This is a genomic window from Streptomyces chiangmaiensis (assembly GCF_036281785.1).
Lineage (GTDB): Bacteria > Actinomycetota > Actinomycetes > Streptomycetales > Streptomycetaceae > Streptomyces > Streptomyces chiangmaiensis.
Window position 1 is genome coordinate 1 of sequence record NZ_JAYWVC010000430.1, and the last position, 3,339, is coordinate 3,339.

At 68.1% G+C, this 3,339-nt stretch carries 1 protein-coding gene and 1 pseudogene; one reads left to right on the forward strand and one right to left on the reverse strand.

Translation table 11 applies throughout. From position 1 onward, the window contains the following. Positions 1–123: 123 nt before the first annotated feature. Positions 124–2,274: a M4 family metallopeptidase gene (locus VXC91_RS43830; protein WP_329512926.1), complete on the reverse strand. Its 2,151-nt coding sequence runs from the start codon at positions 2,272–2,274 to the stop codon at positions 124–126. Between the two features lie 643 nt (positions 2,275–2,917). On the opposite strand from VXC91_RS43830, the pseudogene VXC91_RS43835 reads away from it, so the two are divergent. After that, positions 2,918–3,339, forward strand: a pseudogene (locus VXC91_RS43835) (NF041680 family putative transposase); the annotation flags it as partial.

Below are 3,339 nucleotides of genomic sequence, written 5' to 3' on the forward strand. Positions count from 1 at the left end.
CCTTAAGGATCAAGCTCACGGCCACCCCATGATGTTCAGGGGGCACACCCCTTACTGATCAAGCGGTGGCCATGGCGCTCTCTACCGCGTCAGAGGCCGGTTACGGTCCTTGGGTGTGGGGCCTCAGAAGGTCAGACTCCAGCGCTGGAGATGGCCTGGGGCCAGGTCGTAGAAGCCCGGAGTGCCGTCGGTGACGCGCAGCTTCCAGGTGCCGACCGTCGGGACCGCCGAGGCGTCGACCGTGTAGGTTGCGTGCAGCTCAGGCGTGAGCTCCCACGGTCCCCAGCTCTTCACGGGGATGACGGTCCCGTCGGGGGCGATCAGGTCGAGGACCTGGGCGTTGCTGAAGCCGTGATCGAGGTCGACCGTGACCTTGAGGTCGCTCGGGCCGTTGCCCGGCTTGCCACGGACGACCAGTGGGGACTCGACCTTCCCCCACTGCGGAATCACATACGTGGTGGGGTTGATGAAGAAGTGCCCGCCGGACTCAAGAGCGGTCCAGGTGAACGGGAGCGTCCGGGTGTCACCGGCCGCGTTCGTGATGGTGATGACCGTGCTGTAGTCGCCGGCCTTGTCGGGCGTGCCGGTGATCAGGCCGGTGCTCTCGTCGATCGACAGGCCCTGGGGCAGCGACTTGGCGGAGTAGGTCAGCGCGCCGGGGCGGCTGCTGGTCGCGTTAATCTGACGGCTGACGGGCTGTCCGGTTGCGACCGGCTCGGTCGGCAGCGGGTCGACGGCGATGTGGTTGATGTAGCCGTTCCCGACGTTGACGCCCGCCCAGGCGTTGGCCACGGCCTCGTAGGCGTCGCTCTTGCCGCCGTAGAGGTCGGCGGCGGCCCGGAGCGTCGCGGTCCGGGCGTCCTGGTAGCCGGTAGTGCTGGTCATGTAGACGGTGAGCGCGCGGTACACCACCGCGGCGGCGTTGCTCAGGCCGATGCCAGCCACCGGCCGTCCGTCGTAGGTGGGGCTGTCGTAGTCCACACCGTTGATGGTCTTCTTGCCGCTGCCCTCGGCGAGCAGGTAGAAGAAGTGGTCTCCGACCCCTGCCGCCATATGCGGTTCGGCGAACGTCGTCTCCGGCGTCCAGTAGTCCAGGGGCGCGTAGCCGACGGAGCTGATGCCGGCCTTGGAGGGAAGGTCCATGTAGCGGATGGGCTTGCCGTCACCGTGGAGGTCGTCCAGCTCGGCCATCAGGTAGTCGGGGACGTCGTTGGGGTTGTCGGCGTAGAACTCGACGGCGGAGGCCATCATGTCGCTGATCGCCTCGTTGAGGCCCGGCGCTTCGCCGAAGTTGCCCAGCCTGGCCGTGGCGGAGGTGACGCCGTGCGCCATCTCGTGCGCGGCGATGTCCAGGGACGTCACCGGGTGCTGACCGTCCGCGCCGTCGCCGTAGCTCATGCAGAAGCAGCCGTCCTGCCAGTTGGCGTTGGCGAGGTGGACCCCCTGCACTGCCTCGTAGTGGACGCGGGAGTAGCTGCCTCGGCCGTCGTTGGCTATGCCGTTGCGGCCGAAGTTGTCGTGGAAGAAGTCCCACGTCGTCTGCGCGCCGTAGGCCGCGTCCACCGCCGCGCTCTGGGGGTTCGCGGCCGTTCCGTCGCCCCACACGTCGTCGTCGTCGGTGACCAGGACACCCTGGAAGTTGCCGGTCGAGTCGAGGGTGCGGTGACCGCCGTGCTGGGGGTCGATCAGGGCGTAGGTGCCGTCGTCCTGACGGGTGGAGCCGATCGTGACCTTCCCGCTGTAGAGGCTGTTGCCCTGGGCGGAGTCCACGTGCTCGGCGTTCTCGAGGGTGGCACCGCTCGCGGCGTCGGACACGACGTGGCGTTCGCTGGGGGAGCCGTCCCTCTGCACGCCGGTGACGACCGTCTCCCAGGCCAGTGTCGGCCGGTCGTTCATCATCCAGACGACCTGGCGGGGGGCGCTGTGCGAGCCCGCCTTGCGGGTGCCTTTCGCCGCCGCGGTGCTCAGAGCCGATTTCTTCGCCGCGTCTGCCGACACCTTGGCCTTGGTCGTCGGCACGGTCAACTTCGCCTTGGAGGCGTACGTGACGGTGCGGGGCCCGTGTCGCTGATGGACCACCAGGTCACCGCCGAGCACGGGCAGTCCGGCGTACGTCCGCTCGTAGCGGGTGTGAACCGTGCCGTCGGCGTCCTCGATCACGTCCTTGGGTATCAGCTTTTCCTGAGGGCCGAGACGCAGCGAACGGGCGGTGTCCGGTGCCGCGTCGACCGCCTGGTCGAGCAAGCGCTGGCGCTGCCCGGGCGACAGCCGCATTGCCGCTACTCCCGGTCTCGCCGTGGCCTTGACCTGCGGGAGCGCTCCCAATGCCCGGTTGTCTCCGGATGGGTTGGAAGCGGAGGTTGCGCCTGCGGGCAGCGCGGAGACCGCGAGCACTGCGACCGCGATCGCCGCGGTAGCGGCCAGGCGTCGTCGGGGCCGTTGCGAGCCCTGTGGGGATCCGGCCCTGCTGGTGGAGGAATTCAACTCGTGGAGTCCTTCCGTTCGGCCGTCTGGCGGCAGCGACGGCCTCTTCGACGGGGAGGCCGAAGATCGCGGCCTTCCTCTGTGTCTGCAGCGGGTGTGAAGGTGCGGCGTGAACTACCCTTGTAAGGAGGTCATTACAGATCACGGACAGGCCTTTAACCGCCGGATCATTGTCAGTTGTGATCTTCTTCAGTCGCTGCGTCAGTCACACTGCCCACTGCCGTCGGCGACCAACCCTCAACCTTCGTTGGGTACTTCCGCCGCTGAAGCGCGCTTCTTCGGCGTCGCTCGACGACAGGTACGCGTGACAAGGCAACCGCTGCTTGCCGCATGCGCGATCGTGATCAGTTACGCGGACCCTGGCGGTTTCCTCCCTGGCATGAGTGAGCAAAAGCCGAAGCCCCCCATTACCGACTGGGTGTGTCGTTTGACAGACCCCCTGCCGGGCGACCGCGACGCACCACCGGTCCGACTGTGGTCCTCAGCCACCGGCGCCGACCCGTCCGACGTCGACTTCGTCTGGTCCTGCCACCTGCGAAGATTCGACCTGGAGCACACGTTTCGCCTGTTCAAACAGTCCCTGGGCTGGACCCGGCCCCGGCTCCGCTCACCCGAGGCGGCGGACCGCTGGACGTGGCTCGTCATCACCGTTCACACCCAACTCCGCCTCGCCGCCCCGCTCGCCACCGACCAGCGCAAGCCCTGGGAGAACACCACCCGCCCCGGCGTCGTCCTTACCCCGACTCGTGTCCGGCGCGGATTCCGACACATCCGCCCACACCTCGCCAGCCCGGCCCGCGTGCCCAAACCCAGCCGTCCCGGTCCTGGCCGCCCACCCGGCTCCAAGAACCGGCA